This window comes from Pseudomonas fluorescens (assembly GCF_001708445.1).
GTDB classification, from domain to species: domain Bacteria; phylum Pseudomonadota; class Gammaproteobacteria; order Pseudomonadales; family Pseudomonadaceae; genus Aquipseudomonas; species Aquipseudomonas gorinensis.
This window is the reverse complement of sequence record NZ_CP015637.1, coordinates 4,325,121-4,351,451: the sequence shown is the minus strand read 5'-3', so window position 1 is coordinate 4,351,451 and position 26,331 is coordinate 4,325,121. Positions and strand designations below refer to the sequence as shown.

The following is a 26,331-nucleotide window of genomic DNA, read 5'->3' as shown; positions in this document are numbered from 1 at the left end:
GGGTTCATATATTGCTGGTCAGGCTCATCAGCGGCAGCATGATCGCCAGCATGATCACCGCCACCAGCACCGCCATGACCACGGTCAGGGACGGCACCAGCGCGGCGAGCAGGCGGTCGATGCCGCGTTTGGCTTCGACGTCGAACACCTCGGCGACCTTGAGCAGCATGCTGTCGAGTTCGCCGGCCTGTTCGCCGACTTCAATCATTTGCAACGCCAGATCGGGCAACAGCGGCTCGCTGCCGAAAGCGCTGGCCAGGGTGCCGCCGCCTTTGACCGACTCGGCGGCCTGGGCGACCTGGGCTTGCAGGGCGCGGTTGGTGCAGACCTGGCGGGCAATCACCAGCGCTTGCAGCAGCGCCACACCGTTGCTGAGCAGCGTGCCGAGGGTGCGGGCCAAGCGGGCGGCTTCGACCCGTTGCAGCAGCGGGCCGATGATGCGGATGCCCAGCACGCGGCGGTCATAGCGTTCGCGGCGCTGGGGGTCGCGTAGACGTGCGGCCAGCGCCCATGCGCCGACAATCAACCCGGCCAGCACCACCAGGCCGTAGGCCCCGAGGAATTGGCCAAGGCCCAGGATCACCTCGGTGATCAGCGGAATCGGCACGCCCAGGTCCTTGAAGATCGGCACGAACTGTGGCACCACGTAGGCCAGCAGCAAGGCCAGCGAACCGAGCACGCCGACCACCAGAAAGGCCGGGTAGATCAACGCGTTGATCACTTCGCCCCTGAGTAACTGGCTGCGTTCCAGGTAATCGCTGAGCTGGCGCAGGGTGTCTTCGAGGGCGCCGCCCGCCTCACCGGCACGGACCATACTCAAGTACAGCGGCGAGAATTGACTGCCCTCCGCCTCCAGCGCCTTGGATAACGGCTGGCCGGCCTTGACCTGTTCGCGGATGCGCTCGATCAACGCGCGGGTCTGCGGCTGGCCGGGCTGCTTGAGCAGGATGCCCAGGGAACGCTCCAGCGGCTGACCGGCGCCCAATAGGGTGGCCAACTGTTGCGTGAAACTGACCAGCGCCGCGCCGTTCAACTGACCCCGGCCGAAGGCCTTGCGCAGGCCCTGGGCGCCCGCCACCTCGATCTGCAACAGCAACAAGCCACGCTTGTGCAGCGCGGCGACGGCGGCGTCCTGGTCCTTGGCTTCGAGGGTGCCGTTTTGCGCCTGGCCCTGGCCGTCGAGGGCACGGTATTTGAACAGGCTCATGCGCCCTCTCCACGGGTGACGCGCAGCACTTCTTCAAGGGAGGTGACACCCGCCACGGCCTGGCGCAGGCCTTCTTCATGCAAGGTGCGCAGGCCGCCACGGCGGGCGGCCTGTTCGAGGGTGGCGGCGTCGGCCTGGCGCATCAGCAGGCTGCGCAGTTCGTCGTTCATCACCAGCAGTTCGGTGATCGCACTGCGGCCGTGGTAGCCACCGCCCGGCGCATCGGCGCGGGGGCGATAGAGCAGGATCGGGCGCTGCTCGGTAAACCGATCCAGGCCGTGCTCGGCGATCAATTCCGCAGGGGCTTCGAAGGCTTCGCGGGTGGCCGGGTCCAGGCGTCGCACCAGGCGCTGGGCGAGGATGCCGTTGACGGTCGAGGCAATCAGGTAGCTTTCGACGCCCATGTCGAGCAAGCGCGTGATACTCGCGGCCGCGCTGTTGGTGTGCAGGGTCGATAGCACCAGGTGGCCGGTGAGGGACGACTGGATGGCGATGCGGCAGGTTTCCAGGTCGCGGATTTCGCCGATCATGATCACGTCCGGGTCCTGGCGCACGATGGAGCGCAGCGCACCGGCGAAGTCCAGGCCGATGGCCGGCTTGACCTGGATCTGGTTGATGCCTTCAAGCTGGTATTCCACCGGGTCTTCGACGGTGATGATCTTGCGCTCGGCGGTATTGAGCCGCGACAGCGCGGTGTACAGGGTGGTGGTCTTGCCCGAGCCGGTGGGCCCGGTGACCAGCAGGATGCCGTGGGGCCGCTCGAGCACTTCGAGGAAGGTTTCCAGGCGCTGGCCATCAAAGCCCAGGCTCTGGAAATCGAATTGCACGGTCTGGCGGTCGAGCAAACGCATGACCACCGATTCGCCAAAACTGGTGGGCACCGTGGACACCCGCAAGTCCAGCTCCTTGCCCTGGATGCGCAGCATGATGCGCCCGTCCTGGGGCAGGCGCCGCTCGGCGATGTCCAGGCGCGCCATGATCTTCACCCGCGAAATCACCGCCGCCGAAGAACTGGACGGCGGGGCTTCGGCTTCGTGCAGCACGCCGTCGATGCGGTAGCGCACCTTGAGCTGGTTTTCGAAGGGTTCGATATGAATATCCGAGGCACGATGTTCCACCGCGCGCTGCAGGATCAGGTTGACCAGGCGAATCACCGGCGCTTCGGAGGCCATGTCCTTGAGGTGTTCGATGTCTTCCAGGGCACTGCCCTGCTCGTCGAGGTTTTCGATCAGGGTGCCCATGGCCGAACGGCCCTGGCCGTAGTAGCGCTCGATCAGGGTTTCGACTTCGTTGCGCGGGCCCACGGCCAGCCACACGGGTACGCCGCAGGCATAGGCGATGGCCTGGAACGGGTAGACCAGCGACGGGTTGGCCGCCAGTACCCGCAGGCCGCCCTGGCTCCAGCCCACGGGCACCACCTGGTAGTGGTGCATGAAGCGTTCGGTCAATACCGGCAACGGATCAAGCAGCGGCGGCGCCGCATCGGCCAGCAGCAGCGGTGCGCCGAGCAGGTCCGCCCAGGCACGGGCCAGTTCCACTTCCGAGACCAGCCCTAAACGTGTGAGCAGGCCGAGCAACTCGGCATCGCCGCCCTCCTGGGACAGGCGCCGGGCGCGCTCCAGGTCAACGGTTTTCAACCCAGCGTGTTGCATCAGCCACGCGCAGACCTGTTCGGTGTGCGGGATGTGCAGTTGGCAGGCATCGATGGGCGTTGAGGAACTGGGCATGGGTGACTATCTGAAGGGCGATGTTCTAAAGGGCGTTGGGAAACCCTTGTGGGAGGGGGCTTGCCCCCGATAGCGGTGGGCCAGCTGCCGTATGCGCCGGCTGATACACCGTTATCGGGGGCAAGCCCCCTCCCACAGGGGACCGCGTTTCCCCGATTAGTTCGAGGTCTTCGGCGCGGCCTGGCTGCTGTTCAGCGGCCGCCCGCCTTTGGTGGTTTCGGTCTTCTGCTTCTTGGCCGCCTTGGCATCGTGGCTCTGGGTCAGCACGGTGGAATCGGCGGCGCCTGACTTGGCATCCGCGTCGGTGGCATCAGCCGCCATCACCGCACCACTTAGCGCAACGCCCAATACAACACCGGCACCCAACAGGGAAATCTTCATCAACTTTCTCCAGATCAAAAACAGCAAATAGCCCAAGTGGCGCCTTGAACTCGATCAAGACCCTACACCAAAGCGTTGTGTATGACAGCTTGTGTAAACATGGCACTTTAGAACCATCGAGCAATGCCACTAGTTAGCCATGCCAGGATGTTTTTTGTTAAACCAATCGACTGGTAGGTTTAGTCTTAGTTCCAGAACGTAAGAAATTATTTCTTATTTCACGCAAAAATTAGCTTTCGTTTGACTTACAAGCGCAAGAATTGCCTTAATTATGCCGTTTTCGCGGTTCAAAATGCCATCCCGTGATATCGCTTAGACACTACCCACAACAATAACCAATACAATTATTAAACTTATAAAACTGCGAATTTCGCCAAATAGTTGCAATTAGCCATCGGTTAAAAATTGCGATCACGGGCAACTTTTGCCCAGAAAAAAGTGACGAGGTGCAGTGCAATACGCACTTCTCGGCGCGCCATGTTTACTGAACTGTTGTCGGAGAGTCCCATGAATAAACGCAAAATGATCGGTGCACAGTCGGCATTCGCCCTGCTGGCACTGGCCGTGTCCCAGGTGCATGCAGCCACCAGCCCCGCCCTGGATGAAGGCCGGGTAAGCCGCGCGGAAAAAGCCGCGGACAAGACCCTGGCGAAGATGACGATGGAAGAAAAACTCGCCTACATCGGCGGCACCGGAGGCTGGGACGTCAAGCCACTGACCCAGTACGGCATCCCGCAGATTCACGGCGCCGATGGCGGCGTGGGCGTGCGCTACACCAGCGAAGGCAACGCGCAGGGCGTGGTCTACCCGTCGGGGCCGAACCTGGCCGCCAGCTGGAACCCACGTCGCGCCATCGACCTGGGCCGTGCCCTGGGCTATGACACCGCCAGTGGCGGCTATCAGTTCGTCACCGGCCCAGGCGTGAACCTCTACCGCATGCCGTACAGCGGCCGGGCGTTCGAGTACTTGTCCGGTGAAGATCCGTTCCTGGGCGCCAGCCTGGGGCCGGCGGTGATCAACGGCATTCAGTCGCGTGGTGTGTGGGCCAACGCCAAGCATTTCGCCGCCAACGACCAGGAAAGCAACCGCTTCCACCTCAATGAAATCATCAGCGAGCGCGTGCTGCGCGAGATGACCCTGCCGCCGTTCGAGTCCGCCTCGAAGAACAGCAAGGTCGCGATGATGATGTGCGCCTTCCAGCAGGTGAACGGCGAGTTCGCCTGCCAGAACAAGCACCTGATGCGTGACATCCTCAAGACCGAATGGGGCTACCCGGGGTTCGTGCAGAGCGACTACAACGCAGTGGTCAAGGGCTTGCCGGCGGCACAGGCGGGTACCGACCTGGACATGATGGGCTACCAGATGAACAGCACCATCCTCAAGCCGTACCTGGACAGCGGCGAGCTGAGCAGCGCGACCATCGATGACAAGGTGCGCCGCATCCTCAAGCAGATCTACCTGTACAAGTTCGACAGCAAGGCGCCGCTGACCAGCCACAACATGAACAGCGCCACCAGCAACCGCGTGGCCCTGAACGCTGCCCGCGAAGGCATCGTGCTGCTGAAAAACCAGCACAGCCTGCTGCCGCTGGACGCCAAAAAGGTCAAGCGCATCGCCGTGGTCGGCACCCTGGCCAAGTACGCGCCACCTACCGGTTTTGGCAGCGCCAACGTCATGGCCGCCAACTACATCAGTGAGCTGAGCGGCTTGCAGCAACTGGCGCCGGGCGCCAAGGTCGAGTTCATCGACGGGCTGTCCCTGGACCCCGCCACCTCGACCTGGACCCATACCGACAGCCATGGCAACCGCGTCAAAGGCTTGAAGACCGAGTTCTTCAGCAACACCAACTGGTCCGGCGACCCGGCCGCCAGCCGCACCGACGCCCATGTCGACCTGGACTGGTCCACCGACAGCCTCCCAGTGAACGGCGATACCGCCGCCACCTCGATTCGCTACAGCGGCCAGATCACCCCGACGGTCAGCGGCGAGCAGGTGTTCAAGGTGCGTGCCGACGGCGCCGTGCGCCTCTACGTCAACGGCCAGAAAGTCCTCGACAACGGCGACGGCAAACCGCTGCCGAACAACAGTATTCCGCCGACCATTCCGGTGTTTGCCAAGGTCAACCTGGAAGCCGGCAAACCGGTCGACATCAAGCTGGAATATTCACGCCGCAACGGCTACCTGTCGACCATGGGCGGCCTGGTGGGCGTGCAGATGAGCTGGGCCTCGCTGGTGGCACCGCAGGACCTGGCCCAGTACGACGCGGTATTGGTCGCGGCCGGTAACAGCAATGAATACGAAGGCGAAGGCTTCGACCACAGTTTCGACCTGCCCGAGTACCAGAACCTGCTGATCCAGAGCATCGCCAAGGTCAACCCGAATACCGTGGTCACCCTGCACGGCGGTACCGGCTTGAAGATGAGCGACTGGATCGACCAGGTACCGGCCGCGCTGCATGCGTTCTACCCTGGGCAGAACGGCGGCCAGGCGTTGGCGGAGATCCTGCTGGGCAAGGTCAACCCGTCGGCCAAGCTGCCGATCAGCATCGAGCGCAACATCGAAGACAACCCGATCTACGCGACCTTCCCCAAGTTCGACAACCAGGAAACCCTGGCCGAGATGAGCTACAAGGACGACCTGTTCCTGGGCTATCGCGGCTACGAGAAAAAGGGCATCAAGCCGCTCTACCCGTTCGGCTACGGCTTGTCGTACACCACCTTCGGCTACAGCAACATCAGCGTGACCCCTGGGGTGGCGGTGGCCGGTGCGCCGATCAAGGTGTCGTTCGACCTGGCCAACACCGGCAAGGTCGCGGGCGCCGAAGTGGCCGAGTTGTACGTGGGCCAGAACAACCCGAAAGTCGAACGCGCGATCAAGGAACTCAAGGGCTACAAGAAAGTGTTCTTGAAGCCGGGCGAGAGCAAGCGCGTGACCATCGAGCTCAACGATCGCTCGCTGGCCTACTACGACGTGGCGAGCAAGCAATGGGTCGTGGATGCCGACAGCTTCAACCTGTCGGTGGGCGCGTCGTCCCAGGACATTCGCCTGAACGCCAAGCTGGTCAACCCGTTCCGCCAGGACCTGTCGACCACCACCAGCAACCCACTGCCGCGCTCGGCGCTCAACTCGACGCTGCGTGAATCGACGGTGAAGACCGGCGGTGTGCTGCATCAAAATGAAGGTGATAGCGGCACCAGCGACGGTGATGGCTATGACATGAGCGATGACAGCAGCCAGGGCAGTGCCACCGGTAACTGACCTCTGTGGGAGGGGCGGTGCGACGATTCGACTTGCCCCCGATGAGCATGGGTATCTACACAACGTTGTATTAGCCAACGGTAACCACGATGCGAAGCGAGCCGCCCTTGATCTTGCTTTAGATCTTGATCTTGATCTCAGGCGCCCCGTTAAACCACGCTGGCCGCAATTCGATAGTGATTTGGGGGGTAAACCGGCAGGGGGGCACACCGAGCCTAGGCGAGGTGCCGAGTGGTGGGGCACAGACCTTTTGGTTACTTTTGGCTGGGCCGGCATCCCGGGCGTTTGCCAAAAGTGACCCGCTGTAAGAGCGGAACCGCCAGTCGCCGGGACTGTCAGATATTTTGTGTGCGGGCCGGTAACGGCCTGCCGTCAGGCAGGCCATGCTTTACCAGGTTGGCCTGATAAATCGATCTCCGTACAGAATCGCAAATTGATTCATCGCACTTTTCCAGTCATGGGCCGCGGAGCCCCAGTTTGCGGTGATATTGCGCAGTCCAAGCCAGATCAGTTTTGTCGCCGCATCGTCGGTCGGGAAGTGACCTCGGGTCTTGATGATCTTGCGCAACTGAGCGTTGATGCTCTCAATGGCGTTGGTCGTGTAGATCACTTTTCGAATCGCCGGCGGGAACACGAAAAATGGGATCACACGATCCCAAGCGCGGCGCCAGGCAGCCACTACCGTCGGATACTGCTTGCCCCATGGCCCGCTTTCAAACGCATCCAGCGCCTGCTCGGCCGCTTCGGCGGTCACCGCCTGATAGATCGGTTTGAGCGCCTTGGCCAGTTCGCGACGCTTGTCCCAGGCCGCGTAATCAAGACTGTTGCGGATCAGATGAACAATGCATGTTTGCAGTGTCGTGTCTGGAAATACGGCGTTGAGAGCCTCTGGCATGCCTTTCAGTCCATCGGTCACAGCAATCAACACGTCTTCGACGCCGCGTGTCTTGAGGTCGTTGAAAACTTTCATCCAGAACTTGGCGCCCTCGGTATTTTCTACCCAGATGCCGAGAATATCGCGTGTTCCGTCAGGCAAAACGCCCAGGGCCAAGTAAATCGCCTTGTTGCGAACCAGCCCCTCTTCGCGAATTTTGACCCGTAGAGCATCGAAGAAAATAACCGGATACATCGGCTCCAAAGGCCGCTGTTGCCATGCACCGATCTCTGCCATGACCTCGTCGGTTACAGAGCTGATGAAGTCGGGAGAAACGTCAGTACCGTACTGCTCGGAAAGAAACGCTCGGATCTCTCTGACCGTCATTCCACGGGCATACATGGCGATGATCTTGTCGTCGAAACCGGTGTAGCGGCGTTCGTGCTTGGGGATCAAAATGGGCGAAAAACTGCCGTCCCGGTCGCGGGGAATATCCAGTCGGAGCGGACCGTCGCCGGTTAGAACCGTCTTGCCGCTTTTGCCATTGCGCTGGTTGGTTTCATCCTCTGGGCGCTGCGCGCCCGGCGGATAGCCCAAGTGGTGACCTAGCTCTGCACTCAGCGCTCGCTCGATCAAAGCCTTCTTGAACGCCGCAGACGCGTCCTCGATAGCTTCAGCGGTCATCGGTCCATCGGTGAATTGCTCGAGCAGCTCTTTCGGGATTTTCGGCAGCTCTCGCAACGCGGGTTTCTTTTTGGTTGGCATACATGCACCTCTTACTCATGTTATGCCCGAACACAAAATTTCTGACACCCCCGGGCACACCGAGCCTAGGCGAGGTGCCGAGTGGTGGGGCACAGACCTTTTGGTTACTTTTGGCTGGGCCGGCATCCCGGGCGTTTGCCAAAAGTGACCCGCTGTAAGAGCGGAACCGCAAGTAGCCGTTACCGCAGCAACGGATATGTCCCCAAACCCCACCCCCCTCAAACCACAACCCCCCGCCCCGCCCGCTCAAGATTCCGCCACAACCAAGGCGGCAACACATCCGGATCCAGGCTGTCGATCAAATTCTTCAACCCCAACCCCAACTCCGTATCCCCCTCAATCACCAACCTGCGCCGAAAAAACAACGTATCCGGATCTTCCTGCCGGCTGGCGAGCAACAAGAACTCGCGCCAGTTACCGCTGATGCTCACCTGCGCCTCGGCCTTTTGCGCAATACGCAATCCATCGCGCCCCAAGGTCAGGTACCAGCACAACCCCAGGTCAGGTATACGCAGACACATCCAGCGTCCGCGCAGCAGGTCAAACCCACCGTCGCGCAAAGGCTCGGCCAGGCAGCGGTTAAGGGCTTGCTGCAAGACCAGGCGCTGCACGCCAAACGGTACGCGACGGATCAATGGAAACAATTGGTCGGCGCCTTTGAGCAGCCATTGTTTACGACTCAGCACAGCCCCACCTCCTCAACCCGCAACATGCCCGCCTGGCCGTGCCAGTAGCCGTTGCAACCATCGACATACAGCGGCGGCGTAGCGCCCTGGCGCACCTGGTCGAAGGCTCGCACCACCTCGACCATGCCCTCGGCTCGCGGGCTCAGGCGCAACAGATCGGCACCACTGGACACCAGGCCGGGGTAATCGGCCAGCAGGTTGGTCACGTCGGCCGACATGGTCTGGATACCGTTCAAGGTGAACAGCGCCTGCCCTTCCTGGCTGGTCAGCGCCATGCCGTCGGGGTAGTTGATGCAGCAGAACTGGCAGTCATCCTTGGGCCGGTTTTCGGCACGGGCGGTGAAGCAGCGCGCCGAATACGCCAGGGGCAAGTGGCCGTAGGCGAAGATTTCCACTTCGGGCAACGGCCGGCCCAATTCGCGTACCTGCTCCAGCACATCGGCGATCAAGCCCTGGGAGCATTCCACCGGCGGCACCCAGCGTTGCATGCCCGCATCGAGCAGTTGCACCAGGGCGTGGCCGTTGTAGAGGTTGAGCGCCGGGCCGCCGACAAAGGGCAATTTGCGCTCGATCAACATCTGCACCGCCCCCATGTCGTTGGCTTCCACCAACAGTTCGCCGTTGTCGCACAGGCGGCGCAGGCTCGACAGTTCGGAGGCGGCTTCGATCAAGGTCAGGCTCGATAACACGATCTGCGCCGAGCTGTACGTTTGCAGTTCCCGGCCCAGGCCCAACCAATGGTCCAGGGAGAACGCGCGGCGTTTGGCGCACACGGTTTCGCCCAGGTAAATCACGTCCAGGGGCAAGCCGGCCATGTCTGAATAGAAGCGCCCCAGGTGTTCCTTATCCCAATAAAACAGCACCGGTCCCAGGCTGAGTTTCATCTGTGTCTCCTCACTGCCACGCACGATGGTAGGCGCCGAGCGTGGTCTGGCTGCCTTCGGATAACCCGGCCAGCACCTGGCGCCACTGGTCCTTGACCACAAAACTGGCAGGCGCATTGCGGTGGGCGTCCAGCGCGGCGCGCCAGACCCGGGTGACTTGTTCCACATAGGCCGGGCTGCGTTGCCGGCCTTCGATCTTGACCGCTTCGACGCCGATGGCGGTGAGCTCCGGTACCAGGTCTAGGGTGTCGAGGCTGGTGGGTTCTTCGAGGGCATGGAAGCGCTTGCCGCCCACCAGGAAGCGGCCCTTGCACAGGGTCGGGTAGCCGGCGGGTTCGTCCCGGGTGTAGCGGTCGATCAGCACTTCGCTCAGGCGCGCACTCAAGCCGTCGGCGTCCTCGCTCCAGCGCACGGCCTTGGCCGGCGAACACACGCCGCAGAGGTTGGGCGACTCGCCGGTGATGTAGGAAGACAGGTGGCAACGCCCCTCGGCCATGATGCACAGGCTGCCGAAACCGAACACTTCGATCGGCACCGGGCTGCTCGCGGCCACTTGCTTGACCTGGGCCAGGGACAGCACGCGGGGCAACACCGCGCGACGAATGCCGTAGCGTTCGGCATAGAATTTCAGCGCCGCCGCATGGGTGGCCGAGCCCTGTACCGACAGGTGCAAGGCCATCTGCGGATGGTGCCGGCTGGCGTAGTCGAGTACCCCGGGGTCGGCGGCGATCAGCGCATCCACGCCGTGGTCTGCCGCGCGGTCGACAGCGCGCTGCCAACGCGCCCAGATCTTCGGTTGTGGGTACGTATTGACCGCCACGTACAGCTTGCGCTGGTGCTGGCGAATAAAGGCGACGGCACCGTCGAATTGTTTGTCGTCCATGTTCAGCCCGGCGAAGTGCCGGGCATTGGTGTCATCGCGAAAACCGACATACACCGCATCGGCGCCTTGGCGCACCGCGGCTTTGAGCGCAGGCAGGTTGCCTGCGGGGCAGACCAGTTGCATGGGGGTTCCTCACAAAAATTCAGCGAAAGACAGAAATGGCACCGGTGCATCCCTGGGCACCTGATGCTCGCGCTCGATGATCACCAGGCCATCGGCCCAACAGGCGGCGGTGAGCATCGCCGAGCTTTGCTGGGGGTGCAGCACCGCGCGCAATTGCCCATCCTCGCCGGGGCTCAGGCGCGCGCGCAGGTATTGGCGGCGCTTGTTGGGCTGGAGCCATTCAAAATCGGCCGGCACCTGGATCGGTACCGGCAGCACCCGCGCCACACCTTGGGCGCGCAACAGGAACGGACGCACCACCACCAACGCGGTGATCAACGCCGCCGACGGGTTGCCGGGCAAACCCAGCCATGGCTTGCCCGCCACCTCGCCAAACGCCAGGGGCTTGCCGGGCTGGATCGCCAGGCGCCAGAAGTCCACGCGGCCGAGTTCTTCGATGGCCTGCTTGAGGTGGTCCTCCTCCCCCACCGACACACCGGCAGACGTCAACAGCACGTCGCATTCGGAGGACGCCAGGGCCAGTGCATCGCGGCTGGCGGCCAGTTCGTCGGCCATCACGCCATAGTCGAGCACGTCCACGCCCCAGCCGCGCAGCAACGCGGCCAGGGCATATCGGTTGCTGTTGTAGATCTGCCCAGGCACCAGTGCCTCACCCGGCTCGCGCAGTTCATTGCCGCTGCTGAGCAGGCACACCCGCAGCGGGCGGTAGACTTTCAGGCGCGGGATGCCGGCCGATGCGAGCAAGCCGATGTCCTGGGCACGCAGGCGCTTGCCCACGGCGACCAGGGTCTGGCCGCGTCGCAACTCTTCGCCCTGCTTGCGCACATGCTCACCCAGGCGCACCGGTGGGCACCAAATACGCTGGCCGTAAAGGCGGCAGCGTTCCTGGGGCACCACCGTGTCGGCACCGGCCGGTACCGGCGCACCGGTAAAGATGCGCACCGCCTGCCCGGCCTGCACCTTCGCCGTGCTGTGCTGGCCAGCGGCAATGCGCCCGGCGAGCATCAGGTAGCCCCCCTCTGCCGGTACGTCCTCGGCGCGCAGGGCGTAGCCATCCATGGCGCTGTTGTCGAACCCCGGCAGGTCCAGGGGCGAGAACAGTTCCTCGGCGACCACCCGCCCCAGCGCGTGCTCCAGGTCGATTACCTGCGTGCCCGGCGGCGGCGGTGCCTGGGCCAGCAGCGTGGCGATGGCCTCGTCCACCGGCATCAGGTGGCCGCTGTCGCACACCGAGACGCTCACGAACGCGACTCGCAGGCTTGCAGGATCTGCTCGGGCTGGGGCTTGAGGTGCGGCACGAAGTTGCACGGGCCGGTACGGCTGTCCAACTGGCCCGCGAGGATCTGATCCCAGGCGGTACGGCACGCGCCCGGCGAACCCGGCATGCAGCACACCAGCACGCCGTTGCTGATGCCGGCCAACGCACGGGATTGCAAGGTGGAGGTGCCGATTTCGACCAGGGACACCTGGCGGAACAATTCGCCGAAGCCCTCCACGTGTTTGTCCAGCAGCGGCAGCACCGCTTGGGGCGTGTTGTCACGGGCGGTGAAGCCGGTGCCGCCGGTCATCAGCACCACTTGCACATCAGGGTCGGCGATCCACAGGGAGACCTGCGCACGAATCTGGTAGATATCGTCGATCACCAGGCCACGGTCGACCAGCACATGCCCGGCACCTTGCAGGCGGTCCACCAGGGTCTGCCCGGAGGTGTCGGTGTCGAGGGTGCGGGTGTCGCTGATGGTCAGCACGGCGATGTTCAGGGGGATGAAATGACGTTGTTTCAAATGGGCCATGATCAAGGCTCCAGGCGTAAAGAAAGTGGCTGTCAGCCTGCGCCGCAATGGGCGCAGGGCCTATTCCTCCAAGGAGGTATCTCGTTCAGGGGGCCAGGCGCGTGCGCTGCCACGTCCCGGCGTGCAAGCGGTAATCGAGGCGGTCGTGCAGGCGGTCAGGGCGGCCTTGCCAGAACTCGATGCGCTGCGGTTGCAGGCGGTAGCCGCCCCAATGCTCAGGGCGCGGCGGTTGCTGCCCGGCGAAACGCTCGGTGACGTCACGCAAGCGGCTTTCCAGCTCGCTGCGATGGCTAAGGGGCTGGCTTTGCGGCGAAGCCCAGGCCCCCAACTGACTGGCGGCCGGACGCGCGTCAAAATAATCGTCCGACAGCTGCGCATCCGCCCGCACCACCGGGCCTTCGATACGCACCTGCCGCTCCAGCCCCGGCCAGAAAAACGTCATGGCCGCATGGGGATTACTCGCCAACTCCTCACCCTTGGCACTCTGGTAATGGCCGAAAAAGAAAAAACCCTCAGCGCTGAAACCCTTGAGCAACAGAATGCGGCAATGGGCATGGCCCTGACTGTCCACGGTGGCCAACGCCATACTATTGGCCTCGACCGGAGGCACTTCGGTTTTACGCGCCTGATCCAACCACTGGCCAAACAGCACCAAGGGATCGTCCTGCGCCAAGTCATCACGCAAGCCATAAAGGGTGTAGTTGCGGCGCAATTGCGCAAGAGACAAAGGCATGGCGCAGTCCTCCAGAAAGTTCGCCACAGTGTGAGAACTACCGCGCATTTATCCCTTGACCACGATCAACATTCACCCGTGGCATGACGCCGCATGCGGTTACTTGGGCATGGGGTTCTACAGCTGATCGTATTGTTGCGGTTGCTCTGGCTCTGCCTTTCCTTTGCTTTGGTTTTGCTCTGGCTTTGGTTTTGCTCTGGCTTTGCTTTTGCTCTGGCTTTGCTCTGGCTTTGCTCTGGCTTTGCTCTGGCTTTTGATCTTGATCTTAGACGCCCCGTTAAACCACGCTGGCCGAACGCAGGCTTGAATCCGTGGGTAACCCGGCAGGACGCCGGGTTAGCCGTCCTGGGGGTGTCAGAAATTTTGTGTTCGGGCATAACATGAGTAAGAGGTGCATGTATGCCAACCAAAAAGAAACCCGCGTTGCGAGAGCTGCCGAAAATCCCGAAAGAGCTGCTCGAGCAATTCACCGATGGACCGATGACCGCTGAAGCTATCGAGGACGCGTCTGCGGCGTTCAAGAAGGCTTTGATCGAGCGAGCGCTGAGTGCAGAGCTAGGTCACCACTTGGGCTATCCGCCGGGCGCGCAGCGCCCAGAGGATGAAACCAACCAGCGCAATGGCAAAAGCGGCAAGACGGTTCTAACCGGCGACGGTCCGCTCCGACTGGATATTCCCCGCGACCGGGACGGCAGTTTTTCGCCCATTTTGATCCCCAAGCACGAACGCCGCTACACCGGTTTCGACGACAAGATCATCGCCATGTATGCCCGTGGAATGACGGTCAGAGAGATCCGAGCGTTTCTTTCCGAGCAGTACGGTACTGACGTTTCTCCCGACTTCATCAGCTCTGTAACCGACGAGGTCATGGCAGAGATCGGTGCATGGCAACAGCGGCCTTTGGAGCCGATGTATCCGGTTATTTTCTTCGATGCTCTACGGGTCAAAATTCGCGAAGAGGGGCTGGTTCGCAACAAGGCGATTTACTTGGCCCTGGGCGTTTTGCCTGACGGAACACGCGATATTCTCGGCATCTGGGTAGAAAATACCGAGGGCGCCAAGTTCTGGATGAAAGTTTTCAACGACCTCAAGACACGCGGCGTCGAAGACGTGTTGATTGCTGTGACCGATGGACTGAAAGGCATGCCAGAGGCTCTCAACGCCGTATTTCCAGACACGACACTGCAAACATGCATTGTTCATCTGATCCGCAACAGTCTTGATTACGCGGCCTGGGACAAGCGTCGCGAACTGGCCAAGGCGCTCAAACCGATCTATCAGGCGGTGACCGCCGAAGCGGCCGAGCAGGCGCTGGATGCGTTTGAAAGCGGGCCATGGGGCAAGCAGTATCCGACGGTAGTGGCTGCCTGGCGCCGCGCTTGGGATCGTGTGATCCCATTTTTCGTGTTCCCGCCGGCGATTCGAAAAGTGATCTACACGACCAACGCCATTGAGAGCATCAACGCTCAGTTGCGCAAGATCATCAAGACCCGAGGTCACTTCCCGACCGACGATGCGGCGACAAAACTGATCTGGCTTGGACTGCGCAATATCACCGCAAACTGGGGCTCCGCGGCCCATGACTGGAAAAGTGCGATGAATCAATTTGCGATTCTGTACGGAGATCGATTTATCAGGCCAACCTGGTAAAGCATGGCCTGCCTGACGGCAGGCCGTTACCGGCCCGCACACAAAATATCTGACAGTCCCGGGGTTTCGTGTACATATCCGTTTCTGCGGTAACGGCCACTGGCGGTTCCGCCCTTACGGCGGGTCACTTTTGGAAAAGAGCCCCAACGTAACCAAAGGGCTCTTGCCCCACCACTCGGCACCTCGCCTAGGCTCGGTGTGCCCTCACTCCGGCTTGAATCCGTGGGCCGCCGTCATGGGCCATCCCTGGCCCAGGACGGCTAACTAGGAGCGAGGGGGACGCCTAGTTCTTGCTCGCGAAAAACGTCAACGATAACGCGTGTTTCCTGAATGAACGCGGCGCCTGTGAGTTTTTCGCGAGCAAGAACTAGGCGTCCCCCTCGCTCCTACAAAAAAGCCTTAACTGAACGGCATTAAGGCTTGCCCTGCGTTGGGCTGCGCAGCAGCCCCAGGAAGTTTTATCTGAAACGATGAAACTACGCGGTGTTTTTAATGGGGCTGCTGCGCAGCCCAACGCAGGGCAAGCCTGCTCGCCACAACAAGCTCCCTGCCACATTTTTTAAGCGTGCCCGCTGGAGATGCGCTTACCCGGCTTTGCCCCAATCAGGCTCGCCTGCCCATCCTTCTGCTTCCCCGTCCGCGCCTCGCTGATCAACCCCGGGATCAACTTGCCCTCCGGCAAGTTCTTCCAGAACCGGCTTGGCAAATGCCCTTCCATCACCTTGGGGTTCAACCGCGCCGGGTTGAAGATGTGGCTGTAATAGGTCAACCACATGGCACTGTGGGGGTCCTCGACATTCTGCGCCAACTGCTGCCACGCCTCTGGGCACTGGCGTTGATGGATCAGTTGCTCGCCATCGTAGTAAACCCCATCCAACGGTGTCGCGATCATCCAGCGATGGCGGCCCATGCGCCCGATAAAGTGCTGGCTGGCGCTGCGGAGAATGTCATGGGCCGGCTCATGCCAGGCCACGTACTCCGGCAGCTCGGGCCCGGCCTCCTGGGGTACCGCGATAAACCGCACGAACGCATGCAGGTGATGAGCCTCGCGGCTGACCTGCTTGATTCGCCGTTGCAGTTCGCTGCCCAGTTTGTCCCCCGCGAGCATTGCCGTGCGGTCGCCATGGCTGACCCGCCACAGCACCTCATACAACAGGCTCCAGCGCTGCTCGCCGTGGTAACAGGCGGCGGCTTCCAGCAGTTCGAGCAACGCCTTGGGAATCCGCGCCTGGAACGACCCCAGCCCCTCGGGGATCGGTTCGTCGGTGGCGAACAGGTCCGCCACTTCAGCCTCGCCCCAACTCACCTGGCTGGGATCGACCTGATGGCTGAGCAGCCAACGCGCCTGTTCGCGCCAGGTACTGAACAGGTTGTCGCATTCCAGGCTGATCATCCCCACAACCCCATTTGTTGCGGCTGCGGACGGTCACGCAGTTGTTCACGCAGCAGCACGCTGGTGCTTTCAGCCTGTTGCGGGTGGTAGTCGCTGGTGATGAAAAATGGCTTGGCCTTGGCCAGCACGCAGCGCATGCGGGCCAGGTCTTCGAAACGGATCTTGCGTTCACGGCGCAGGTCCACCAGGCGCTGGGTGGTGCGCAGGCCGATACCGGGGATACGGGCGATCAGGGTCGCTTCGGCACGGTTCAGGTCCAGGGGGAAGACGTCGCGGTGTTCCAGGGCCCAGGCCAGCTTGGGGTCGATATCCAGGGCCAGGTGGCCAGGGCCTTCGAACAGTTCATTGGCGCTGAAGCCGTAGCTGCGCAGCAGGAAATCCGCCTGGTACAAACGGTGCTCGCGCATCAATGGCGGCGCGGCCAGGGGCACGCTTTTCGGGCTGTTGGGGATGGGGCTGAACGCCGAGTAATACACGCGGCGCAGCTTGAAATTGCCATACAACGCCTCGGCCCCGTGGAGGATGGTGCTGTCGTCGGTGTCGTCGGCGCCGACGATCATCTGCGTGCTCTGCCCGGCCGGCGCGAAACGCGGGGCACGGGGTTCGTTGAGCACGGTCTGTTCGCCAGTGTAGATGGTCTGCATGGCCTGCTTGATCGAGACGATCTGCTTCTCCGGCGCCAGGGTTTGCAGGCTGGCATCCGTGGGCAGTTCGATATTCACACTGAGGCGATCAGCATACCGCCCGGCCTCGGCGATCAACGCCGGGTCGGCTTCGGGGATGGTCTTGAGGTGGATATAGCCGCGAAAGTCATGTTCTTCGCGCAGCAGCTTGGCCACCCGCACGAGCTGCTCCATGGTGTAGTCCGCCGAGCGGATGATGCCCGAGCTGAGGAACAGCCCGCTGACGCAATTGCGCCGATAGAAATCCAACGTGAGCGTGACCACCTCCTCCGGGCTGAAGCGTGCCCGCGGCACGTCGCTGGAGCGGCGATTGACGCAGTATTGGCAGTCGTAGAGGCAGAAGTTGGTGAGCAACACCTTGAGCAGCGACACACAGCGCCCGTCCGGCGTGTAGCTGTGGCAGATGCCCATGCCATCGGTGGAACCCAGCCCCGCCTTGCCCTCCGAGCTACGCTTGGGCGCGCCACTGCTGGCGCACGAGGCATCGTACTTGGCGGCGTCGGCGAGGATGCTGAGTTTTTCGATCAATTGCATGGAGGGCTACCGATACTGGTTTTTTATACAGTATCAGTCGCCCCACAGTGTTGCCAGTACCACCTGTAGGAGCGAGCTTGCTCGCGAAGAACGCAAGACCACCGCGTCAACCCAGAATGCCCGCGTTATCGTCGACGGTTTTCGCGGCAAGCTCGCTCCTGCAAGGGGGTCAGCTGGCGGCGGCGAGCAGCCGGTCCTGCACCGAGCGGCCCTGGCCACGATGACGATCATGCTCGAACAGCGACGCCGCAATCTCATCCGCACGAATCGGCAGCACCGACAGCAACGTATCGCTCAAGCCATGGCTGGCCTGGCTGAAGCCCTGGATGTAGATGCCGGCCTTGCAGCGCTCATCGGTGACGAGGCGGTAGTCGCGCGCCACTTCAAAGTCACCCAGATACTCCTCCAGCGGCGCCAGCAATTCGCGATGCATCTGGCGCTCGTAGCCGGTGGCCAGGATCACCGCGTCGTAGTGGCTGACGCTGGTTTCGCCAGTGGCGTTGTTGCGCAGGGCCAGTTCGATGCCCAACGGACCGGGGGTGGCCTTCTCGACCACGGTCATGGTGCGGAACGCATGGCGCGCAATGCCGGAGACTTTCTGGCGGTAGAAGATGCCGTAGATGCGTTCGATCAGGTCCAGGTCCACCACCGAATAGTTGGTGTTCTGGTACTCGGCGAGCAGGCGTTCACGCTCGGTGCCGGCCTGCTGGAACACCAGGTCGGTGAAGGCCGGCGAGAACACTTCGTTGACGAACGGGCTGTCATCGGCCGGCTTGAGTGCCGAGCCGCGCAGGATCATGTCGACCTGCACCGACGGGAAGCTGTCATTCAAGTCGATGAAGGCTTCGGCCGCACTCTGGCCGCCGCCGATCACCGCGATCCGCATCGCCTTGCCGTCGACACAGGGCTGCTGGGCCAAGCGCGACAAATACTGGGAATGGTGGAACACCCGGCCATCATCCTTCAGGGCCTTGAACACCTCCGGCACCCGCGGCGTGCCACCGGCGCTGACCACGACCGCACGGGTGGTACGCACATGCTGCTCACCCTGGGCATCGCGGGAAATCACCCGCAGCGCCTCGACCTGTTGTTGATGCAGGATCGGCTCGATGGCCAGCACTTCCTCTCCGTAGCGGCCCACGGCCTGGAACTGCCCGGCGACCCAGCGCAGGTAGTCGTTGAACTCCATGCGGCACGGGTAGAAGGTGCCCAGGTTGATGAAGTCCACCAGGCGGTCATGGGCCTTGAGGTAGTTGACGAAGGAGTACGGGCTGGTGGGGTTGCGCAGGGTCACCAGGTCCTTGAGGAACGAAATCTGCAGTTCGCTCTGGGTCACCAGGGTATTGCCGTGCCAGCGGTAATCAGCCTGTTTGTCGAGAAACAGCACGTCCAGTTTGCCCTGCGTCTTTTCACGCTCCTGCAGGGCGATGGCCAGCGCCAGGTTCGAAGGGCCGAAACCGATACCGATCAGGTCGTGAACCGCGGGCGAAGCAATTGCCTGTGTCATTCCAGTGTCCTCTGGATAAGCCCCGTGGCGGTGGGGCGGGAATACCTTCAAGACCTGCACAACAGGTCATGTGTTGATAGGAAACGAGGACAATGAAATAAAATTTAACCGATCGCCGATCAGTGCGCGTCCCACTCGCGCATCCGGACCCGGCAGTGCTTCATGGCATTGACGATGTGTTTTTCCACCAGGCTGCGTGAAATACCCAGGCGTTCGGCGATTTGCGAATGGGACAAACCCTCGAGTTTGCGCAGCAGGAAGCTGTGGCGGCACGGCGCGGGTAATTCGGCCAGCGCCCGTTCGAGCAACTCCAGGCGCTGGGCCTGATCATGGCTGGTGTGGGGCGCGTAGCTGGAAAACCGTTCTTCATGGTCCAGCACGTCCAGCGGCTCGACCTGGCGCAGCGCATTGCGCCGGTGCCCGTCGATGACCAGGTTCAACGCCGTGCGGTACAGGAAGGCTCGAGGCTGGTCGATGGGCGTCTCGCTGGTGCGCTCCAACACCCGCACATAAGCGTCATGCACCACATCTTCGGCCACCTGGCGGTTGCCCAGCTTGGCGTTGAGGAAACACACCAGCTCACGATAGTAGTTTTCCAACATGACTCCCGGCCTACGGGCGGCGGCATTAGGTGCTGTAGGAGCGAGCGCGCTCGCGAAGTACGTCAACGATAACGCGGGAAACCAGAGTGAACGCGGCGTCCTTGAGCTCTTCGCGAGCACGCTCGCTCCTACACAAATACAGGCCATTCAGTAATGGCAGTTTGGCTGCGTGCAATTTATAGTAATTCTCATCTACTTTTAAAGAAGTCTTGCACCCATCGGCGATTTTTTTACTCGCCACAGCGCTATTTGCGTGTGTAACCGCCTAAATCTTCGGGCAATTCCCTCGTTTAACTGTCAGCTCCCCGCAATCGCGGCCCGAACTTCCCTGGCTGGAACCAAAGCATGAAACGCCCTCGCCCCGCCCGACGCGCCCTGCTCGCTGCCGCGTGCCTGCTTCCCATCATCGCCGTGGCCGCCTGGCAGGTGCTGCCCCAGGGCGCCGACAATCTGACGACCGTCACCGTCACGCGCGGCAATATCGAAAACAGCGTCACCGCCCTGGGCACCCTGCAACCGCGGCGCTACGTGGATGTGGGCGCCCAGGCGTCCGGGCAGATCCGCAAGATCCATGTCGAGGCCGGCGACCAGGTCCAGGAAGGCCAGTTGCTGGTGGAGATCGACCCTTCGACGCAAAAGGCCAAGCTCGACGCCAGCCGCTACGCCATCGAAAACCTCAAGGCCCAATTGCAGGAGCAGAAGGCCCAGCACGCACTGGCGCAGCAGAAGTACCAGCGCCAGCAGCGCCTGGCCGCCGGCAATGCCACCCGCGAAGAAGACGTGCAAACCGCCAAGGCCGAACTGAGCGCCACCCAGGCCCGGGTCGCGATGTTCCAGGCGCAGATTCTCCAGGCCCAGGCCAGCCTGCGCAGTGACGAAGCCGAGTTGGGTTATACGCGCATCTATGCGCCGATGACCGGCACCGTGGTCGCCGTGGATGCGCGCGTCGGCCAGACCCTCAACGCGCAGCAGCAGACGCCGTTGATCCTGCGCATCGCCAAGTTGTCGCCGATGACGGTGTGGGCTGAAGTCTCGGAAGCCGATATCGGCCATGTCAAACCCGGCATGACGGCCTATTTCACCACCCTGAGCGGCGGCAACCGCCGCTGGACCAGCACCGTGCGGCAAATCCTGCCGATTCCACCCAAACCGCTGAATGAGACCCATGGCAGTGGCAGCCCGACCAGCTCCAGCAAAAACGGGACCGGCCGCGTTGTGCTGTACACGGTGCTGCTGGATGTGGATAACCCCGACAACGCGCTGATGGCTGAAATGACCACCCAGGTGTTCTTTGTCGCCGGCCAGGCACGGGATGCGCTGACCGTGCCCGTCGCGGCATTGCAGGGAACGTCGCGCGCCGACAGGCAGATCGCGCGCGTGGTCACGAAAAAGGGGCGTATCGAGGAGCGCGAAGTGCGCCTGGGCCTCAGCGATCGCTTGCGGGTCGAGGTGCTCGACGGCCTCAACGAAGGCGATCACCTGCTGATCGGCCCGCTCGACGGCAGTGGGGGTTGACGTGACCACGCCCCTGATCGAACTCAAGCACATCCGCAAATCCTACGGCGGCGGCGATAGCCCGCAGGTCGACGTGCTGCGCGGGATCGACCTGTCGATCCATGCCGGGGAGTTCGTCGCCATCGTCGGCGCCTCCGGTTCCGGCAAGTCCACGCTGATGAATATCCTCGGCTGCCTCGACCGCCCCAGCACAGGCGACTACCTGTTCGCCGGGGAAAACGTCGCGCACCTGGGCAGCGACGAACTGGCCTGGCTGCGTCGCGAGGCGTTCGGCTTTGTGTTCCAGGGCTACCACCTGATCCCGTCGGGCACGGCCCAGGAAAACGTCGAGATGCCGGCGATCTATGCCGGCCTCAGCGCCGCCGAACGCCACGCCCGCGCCAACGCCCTGCTCACGCGCCTGGGCCTGGCCGAGCGCACCGGCAACCGTCCGCACCAGCTGTCCGGCGGCCAGCAACAGCGCGTCTCGATTGCCCGCGCACTGATGAACGGCGGGCATATCATCCTCGCCGACGAACCCACCGGCGCCCTCGACAGCCACAGCGGCGCCGAGGTCATGGCCTTGCTCGACGAACTGGCGAGCCAGGGCCACGTGGTGATCCTGATCACCCACGATCGCGAAGTGGCCGCGCGCGCCAACCGCATCATCGAGATTCGCGACGGCCTGATCATCAGCGACTCTGCCGCCGATGAACATTACGTCGCGGCCACCGCCAGCCGCGACGCATTGCAAGCCGTGGACCTGCGCCAACGCTTGATCGACGGTGCCGAACACAACGGCGCGTGGAAGGCCGAACTGTTGGACGCGGTGCAAGCCGCATGGCGGGTGATGTGGATCAACCGCTTCCGCACCGCGCTGACGTTGCTCGGCATCATCATCGGCGTGGCCTCGGTGGTGGTGATGCTGGCGGTCGGCGAAGGCAGCAAGCGCCAGGTCATGGCGCAGATGGGCGCGTTCGGTTCCAACATTCTGTATCTGAGCGGCTCGTCACCCAACCCACGCACACCGCTGGGGATCGTGACCCTCAACGACGTCGCGGCCCTGGCCAGCCTGCCCCAGGTCAAGCGCATCATGCCGGTCAACGGCACCGAGGCTGGGGTGCGTTACGGCAACGTCGACTACATGGCTTATGTGGGCGGCAACGACACCAATTTCCCGGAGATCTTCAACTGGCCCGTGGTCGAGGGCAGCTACTTCACCGCCGCCGACGAACAGGCCGCCGCCACCGTGGCGGTGATCGGCCATCGCATCCGCGAAAAGCTGTTCAAGGGCCAGGTCAATCCGATCGGGCAGTACATCCTGATCGAAAACGTGCCATTCCAGGTGGTCGGCGTGCTGGCGGAAAAAGGCGCCACCTCCGGAAACAAGGACAGTGACGACCGCATCGCGATTCCCTATAGCGCCGCCAGCGTGCGCCTGTTCGGCAGCTACAACCCCGAATACGTGGTGATTGCCGCCGCCGATGCGCGCAAGGTGCATGACGCCGAAGTGGCCATCGACCAATTGATGCAGAAACTGCACAACGGCAAGCGCGACTATGAACTGACCAACAACGCCGCGATGATCCAGGCCGAAGCCCACACCCAGAACACCCTGTCGCTGATGCTCGGTTCGATTGCGGCGATTTCCCTGTTGGTGGGCGGCATCGGCGTGATGAACATCATGTTGATGACGGTGCGCGAGCGCACCCGCGAAATCGGCATCCGCATGGCCACCGGCGCACGCCAGCGCGACATCCTGCGTCAGTTCCTCACCGAAGCGGTGATGCTCTCGGTGGTCGGCGGCTTATGTGGTATCGCCCTGGCACTGCTGGTGGGCGGCCTGTTGCTGCTGGCCCAGGTCGCGGTGCAGTTTTCCCTGGTGGCGGTGCTCGGCGCATTTGGCTGTGCGCTGGTCACCGGCGTCGTCTTCGGCTTTATGCCGGCCCGTAAAGCTGCCCGGCTCGATCCGGTTAAGGCATTGACCAGTGAATAAACCCTCCCCCCTGCCGCACGTGTCAGTCATCAGCCTGTGCCTGTTGCTCAACGCCTGCACCGGCCCTGCCCCCGCCGTGGACAGCGGTATCGCAGCACCGGCTGCCTGGCAATACGCCGAGCGAAACGCCGCCCAGGCCATCGACCAACGCTGGTGGACCCAGTTTGGCAGCCCGCAACTCAACCGCCTGATCGACCAGGCCCGGCGTGACAGTTTCGACGTCGCCGCCGCCATGGCACGGGTGCGCCAGGCCCAGGCGACGGCGGTGATTGCCGGTGCGCCGCTGCTGCCCGAGGTGAATCTGAACCTCACCACCAGCCGCCAGAAATTGTTGCGCGGCCAGGGTGGGCCGGACCTGGATGCCTCGCAAAGCGACGATACCGTGGAGAACTTCGGCGCCAATTTCACCGCCAGTTATGAAGTGGACTTCTGGGGAGGCCGCGCCGCCGCCCGGGACAGCGCGCTGTACAGCCTGCGCGCGAGCGAGTCGGACCAGGCCACAGTGGAATTGACCCTGCTCGGCAACGTCGCCGACCGTTATGCCCAGACCCTCGCCGCCCGCCAACGCGAGCAGATCGCCGAGCTGAACCTGGCCAATGCGCGCAACGTGCTGGCCCTGGTGCAGACTCGCTACGACGCCGGCTCTGCCACCGCCCTGGAGCTGGCGCAACAGAAAAGCCTGGTCGCCAGCCAGCAACGGCAACTGCCGCTGATCCAGCAAGTCGCCGAAGAGTCGCGCATCACCCTCGCGACCCTGCTTGGCCAACCCGTGCAAGCCCTGGACCTGGGCACAGAGTCTTTCGCGACGCTGACCTGGCCGAGTATCGGTGCGGGTGTGCCCAGCCAATTGCTGAGCCGTCGCCCCGACCTGGCCAAGGCCGAGGCCGAATTGGCCGCCGCGCAAGCCAATGTGGCCATCGCCCGCGCGGCCTTGCTGCCCAAGGTGACCCTTGGCGCTACGCTCGGCTCAGACGCCTACAAGGCCGCGGATATGCTGCGCAGCCCGTACTACACGCTGACCGCCGGGCTGGTCGGGCCGATTTTCAACCACGGCCGTTTAAGGGCTGAACGCGACAAGGCCCGCGCGCGCCAGGATGAACTGCTGCAAACCTATCGCGGCGCAATCATCAACGGCTTTGCCGATGTGGAAAAAACCCTCAGCAGCATCACGCGCCTGGACCAGCAACGCCAATGGCAACGCGAAGAGCTGCAACAGGCGCAGACCGCCTTCCAGATCGCCGAAAGCCGTTACCAGGCGGGCGCCGAAGACCTGCTCACGGTGCTGGAAACCCAGCGCACCCTGTACACGGCCCAGGACCTGGACGTACAACTGCGGCTGTCACGCCTGCAGGCCAGTATTGCGCTGTACAAAGCGTTGGGGGGCGGCTGGCACTCCGACATCCGATAAACAAAATTCGCATTTCATACACGCGCTGTTTTTTCCTCCTACATTTTTAAGCGTGCGGTCCTTGGTAAAAAAGTCACTCTCCCGACTGACCAGGACCGCAGATGAAATCCCTGACCACTGCCAGCGCCATCACCTTCCGTTGCCTGGTCCTGATGGCCACCCTCATACCCTCCGTCGGCCACACCCAGGCGCAGCCCTCCGCCTTCGGTATCGAATGGTTTCTCGACTGCCCGCAGCCCGCGCTTGAGCGCCTGGACCCGGAGGTCATCGAACGCACCCAATGCGGCATCGTCACCGCGCCCCTCGACCACGCCGCCCCTGAGCGCGGCAGCATCAGTTTTGACATCACGCGCGTCGGCGCCAAGCAACCGCTGTCTCGCCAGGGCGCGCTGTTTGCCAACCCTGGCGGGCCGGGGCTCGATGCGGGCGGCGCCTTCGCCGTGCACCTGGCGACGGTGTGGAAGCATTACGCCCGGCAACCCGACTGGGGCGATACCTACCGCGAGCTGGCCGACACCTATGATGTGGTCGAAGTCACCCCTCGGGGCCTGGGCAGCCTGCCAGGGTCGCGCCTGGAGTGTCAGTCCGAGCGCAAGATCGTGCCGCAAGGGGACATCAGCGAAGACCGCAGCGAGGCCAACCTGGCCGCTGTGCGCCACAACGCGCGGTTGATCGCCCAAGCCTGCGCCAGCCATCCGCTGACGCCCTACATCACCACCGAGCAGACGGCCCGCGACCTGGAGTTTGTACGCAAGCAACTGGGCGAACTGCGCTTCAACTACCTGGGTAACGCCTACGGCACCTGGCTCGGCGCCTGGTACGGCGGCCTGTTCCCGGCCCATGTCGGGCGCATGGTGCTCGACTCGAACCTGAACTGGACGTCCACCTTCGAGCACGCCAGTTTTATCGTGGCCAGCGAAAAGGAAAAAATCTTCGATCGCTTCGTCGCCACCCCCGCCGCCCTTTACCCAGGGCTCTACCAATTGGGCGATTCACCGGTGGCGGTGCGCAGGGTCTTCATGGAACTGCTGCCCAGTGTGCGCACGGCCCTGCGCTCCAACAACCGCTACTACAGCGACCCCGCCGGTTTGATGGGGGCCCACGTGCTCAGCCGCTGGCTGCGGGAAGCCCCCGACAGCGATGACCTGACGCTGGAGGCTCGGGCACGCGCGTATCTATTCAGCCCCGACGCCGAGATCGAACAGCGGGCCAAGGCAATGTTCAGCCTGCTGCTGCAGCGCGTGCGCGAACCGCTGCAGGCCAATGTGCCGAAGCCGGGGCCGCTGCGCATGTCGGCTGCCGACTCGGTAAAAACCGCCATCCTGTGCAATGACTCGGTCTACTCCAGCGAAGAACAGTGGCAGCAGAAAGAGTCCGAATCCCTCGCCAAGCACCCCGTCGCCGGCAGTGCCCTCGAAGCTCGCCAATGCACGACCTGGCCACGCAAAACCGCCGCCCCGCTGCCGCACAAGGCACTGGCACAGCTCGACAGCCTGCTGATGGTGCAAGCCGAATTCGACGACCATGCCCCGTCCACTGGTGCCGCCTGGGCCTTTGAACGCACCTTCCCGGCCAGTCGCGTGCAGCTCAAGGACGCCTATGTCCACGGGGTTTCGTTCAGCGGCGTGAGTGCCTGCGTGAACCGCTGGGTCGGGGACTACCTGATGCACGGCACCAAGCCACCCCGTTCGACGGTGTGCACCGATGCCACCTTGCAGTGAGCTTCCCCGCACCCGTTTGCGACCCCTTC

Annotated in this window: 20 protein-coding genes; 6 read left to right on the top strand and 14 right to left on the bottom strand. The window is 62.8% G+C overall.

Annotated elements, in window-relative coordinates; all coding sequences use genetic code 11:
* Nucleotides 1-4 precede the first annotated feature (4 nt).
* The 3 genes from gspF to A7317_RS19165 form a co-directional block, all read right to left on the bottom strand.
* On the bottom strand, nucleotides 5-1,207 hold the full coding sequence (gspF, locus tag A7317_RS19175) for a type II secretion system inner membrane protein GspF (RefSeq protein ID WP_069076599.1): 1,203 nt from the start codon (nucleotides 1,205-1,207) through the stop codon (nucleotides 5-7).
* Nucleotides 1,204-2,934 carry a type II secretion system ATPase GspE gene (gene gspE / locus A7317_RS19170; RefSeq protein ID WP_024076414.1) on the bottom strand — a complete coding sequence of 577 codons (1,731 nt, stop codon included), beginning with the start codon at nucleotides 2,932-2,934 and terminating at the stop codon, nucleotides 1,204-1,206. The genes gspF and gspE overlap by 4 nt, the downstream gene beginning before the upstream one ends.
* Before the next feature lie 156 nt (nucleotides 2,935-3,090).
* Nucleotides 3,091-3,315, bottom strand: a complete 225-nt coding sequence (locus A7317_RS19165; RefSeq protein ID WP_041160973.1) for a hypothetical protein — start codon at nucleotides 3,313-3,315, stop codon at nucleotides 3,091-3,093.
* 507 nt (nucleotides 3,316-3,822) lie between these two features.
* Between A7317_RS19165 and A7317_RS19160 the strand changes: the two genes are divergently transcribed.
* Nucleotides 3,823-6,573: a beta-glucosidase gene (locus tag A7317_RS19160; RefSeq protein ID WP_069076598.1), complete on the top strand. Its 2,751-nt coding sequence runs from the start codon at nucleotides 3,823-3,825 to the stop codon at nucleotides 6,571-6,573.
* Nucleotides 6,574-6,961: 388 nt separating this feature from the next.
* Here the strand turns inward: A7317_RS19160 and A7317_RS19155 are convergent, their stop codons facing one another.
* The 7 genes from A7317_RS19155 to pdxH all read right to left on the bottom strand — a co-directional run bounded on the left by A7317_RS19155 (nucleotide 6,962) and on the right by pdxH (nucleotide 13,314).
* Entirely contained in the window at nucleotides 6,962-8,212 is a 1,251-nt protein-coding gene (locus A7317_RS19155; RefSeq protein WP_069074985.1) for an IS256 family transposase, read from the bottom strand.
* 218 nt (nucleotides 8,213-8,430) lie between these two features.
* The gene (ubiT, locus tag A7317_RS19150; RefSeq protein WP_024075018.1) at nucleotides 8,431-8,898 is read right to left on the bottom strand and encodes a ubiquinone anaerobic biosynthesis accessory factor UbiT; all 468 of its coding nucleotides are present in this window, start codon (nucleotides 8,896-8,898) and stop codon (nucleotides 8,431-8,433) included.
* Nucleotides 8,892-9,782: a U32 family peptidase gene (locus A7317_RS19145; protein WP_069076597.1), complete on the bottom strand. Its 891-nt coding sequence runs from the start codon at nucleotides 9,780-9,782 to the stop codon at nucleotides 8,892-8,894. The genes ubiT and A7317_RS19145 overlap by 7 nt, the downstream gene beginning before the upstream one ends.
* A 10-nt stretch (nucleotides 9,783-9,792) precedes the next feature.
* On the bottom strand, nucleotides 9,793-10,788 hold the full coding sequence (gene ubiU, locus A7317_RS19140) for a ubiquinone anaerobic biosynthesis protein UbiU (RefSeq protein WP_069076596.1): 996 nt from the start codon (nucleotides 10,786-10,788) through the stop codon (nucleotides 9,793-9,795).
* 9 nt (nucleotides 10,789-10,797) lie between these two features.
* Nucleotides 10,798-12,030, bottom strand: coding sequence for a gephyrin-like molybdotransferase Glp (gene glp / locus A7317_RS19135; RefSeq protein ID WP_069076595.1), 1,233 nt, complete (start codon nucleotides 12,028-12,030; stop codon nucleotides 10,798-10,800).
* Entirely contained in the window at nucleotides 12,027-12,581 is a 555-nt protein-coding gene (gene moaB / locus A7317_RS19130; protein ID WP_069076594.1) for a molybdenum cofactor biosynthesis protein B, read from the bottom strand. The genes glp and moaB overlap by 4 nt, the downstream gene beginning before the upstream one ends.
* An 85-nt stretch (nucleotides 12,582-12,666) precedes the next feature.
* Nucleotides 12,667-13,314 carry a pyridoxamine 5'-phosphate oxidase gene (pdxH, locus tag A7317_RS19125; RefSeq protein ID WP_024075013.1) on the bottom strand — a complete coding sequence of 216 codons (648 nt, stop codon included), beginning with the start codon at nucleotides 13,312-13,314 and terminating at the stop codon, nucleotides 12,667-12,669.
* Between the two features lie 399 nt (nucleotides 13,315-13,713).
* Here pdxH and A7317_RS19120 point away from each other — a divergent pair, with 399 nt between their 5' ends.
* Nucleotides 13,714-14,964, top strand: coding sequence for an IS256 family transposase (locus A7317_RS19120; protein ID WP_069074985.1), 1,251 nt, complete (start codon nucleotides 13,714-13,716; stop codon nucleotides 14,962-14,964).
* Between the two features lie 559 nt (nucleotides 14,965-15,523).
* Here the strand turns inward: A7317_RS19120 and A7317_RS19115 are convergent.
* From A7317_RS19115 to A7317_RS19100, 4 genes are all read right to left on the bottom strand, one after another.
* On the bottom strand, nucleotides 15,524-16,357 hold the full coding sequence (locus A7317_RS19115) for a TIGR03915 family putative DNA repair protein (RefSeq protein WP_069076593.1): 834 nt from the start codon (nucleotides 16,355-16,357) through the stop codon (nucleotides 15,524-15,526).
* Complete coding sequence (locus A7317_RS19110) at nucleotides 16,354-17,574, bottom strand: putative DNA modification/repair radical SAM protein (protein ID WP_024076349.1); 1,221 nt, start codon at nucleotides 17,572-17,574, stop codon at nucleotides 16,354-16,356. The genes A7317_RS19115 and A7317_RS19110 overlap by 4 nt, the downstream gene beginning before the upstream one ends.
* A 169-nt stretch (nucleotides 17,575-17,743) precedes the next feature.
* A complete protein-coding gene (locus tag A7317_RS19105) occupies nucleotides 17,744-19,081 on the bottom strand; it encodes a lysine N(6)-hydroxylase/L-ornithine N(5)-oxygenase family protein (protein ID WP_069076592.1) in 1,338 nt (445 codons plus the stop codon).
* Nucleotides 19,082-19,200: 119 nt separating this feature from the next.
* Nucleotides 19,201-19,683: a sigma-70 family RNA polymerase sigma factor gene (locus A7317_RS19100; protein ID WP_024076351.1), complete on the bottom strand. Its 483-nt coding sequence runs from the start codon at nucleotides 19,681-19,683 to the stop codon at nucleotides 19,201-19,203.
* 345 nt (nucleotides 19,684-20,028) lie between these two features.
* On the opposite strand from A7317_RS19100, the gene A7317_RS19095 reads away from it, so the two are divergent.
* The 4 genes from A7317_RS19095 (at nucleotide 20,029) to A7317_RS19080 (ending at nucleotide 26,302) form a co-directional block, all read left to right on the top strand.
* Nucleotides 20,029-21,198 carry an efflux RND transporter periplasmic adaptor subunit gene (locus A7317_RS19095; protein WP_069076591.1) on the top strand — a complete coding sequence of 390 codons (1,170 nt, stop codon included), beginning with the start codon at nucleotides 20,029-20,031 and terminating at the stop codon, nucleotides 21,196-21,198.
* 1 nt (nucleotide 21,199) lies between these two features.
* Nucleotides 21,200-23,173, top strand: coding sequence for a MacB family efflux pump subunit (locus tag A7317_RS19090; RefSeq protein ID WP_024076354.1), 1,974 nt, complete (start codon nucleotides 21,200-21,202; stop codon nucleotides 23,171-23,173).
* Entirely contained in the window at nucleotides 23,166-24,581 is a 1,416-nt protein-coding gene (locus A7317_RS19085) for an efflux transporter outer membrane subunit (protein WP_024076355.1), read from the top strand. Before A7317_RS19090 ends, A7317_RS19085 begins: the two co-directional genes overlap by 8 nt.
* Before the next feature lie 101 nt (nucleotides 24,582-24,682).
* Entirely contained in the window at nucleotides 24,683-26,302 is a 1,620-nt protein-coding gene (locus A7317_RS19080) for an alpha/beta fold hydrolase (protein WP_081329230.1), read from the top strand.
* Nucleotides 26,303-26,331 lie beyond the last annotated feature (29 nt).